The 238-nt window shown below is 33.2% G+C and carries 1 protein-coding gene; it reads right to left on the bottom strand.

The features are described 5' to 3' along the window. Positions 1-238, bottom strand: a 238-nt coding sequence (locus F7018_RS17945) for a cysteine peptidase family C39 domain-containing protein (protein ID WP_246175250.1), incomplete at both ends; no start/stop codon positions are given.

The following is a 238-nucleotide window of genomic DNA, read 5'->3' as shown; positions in this document are numbered from 1 at the left end:
ACATAATGGTTTTTATTCCAGTGTACAATACAAGGTAGTGGAGCTTCTAATAGTTTATTATAAGCAAGTTTTACACCTAAAGATTTAAAACCTATAGATTCAACAGCTTCACTTAAACCTAATAAGCTACTTCCTTCTCTAGTAGTTTCACTTAAGTTTCTTAACTGTTGTGTGTTAATTGTTTTACCATAGTGTTTCGCTATGATTTTGATACAAGTAGGCCCGCAATCCTTGGCCT

Source organism: Tenacibaculum aiptasiae (assembly GCF_008806755.1).
Classification (GTDB): Bacteria; Bacteroidota; Bacteroidia; order Flavobacteriales; family Flavobacteriaceae; genus Polaribacter; species Polaribacter aiptasiae.
Note: the sequence above shows the minus strand (reverse complement) of the source record. Positions and strands in the feature narration are given on the sequence as shown.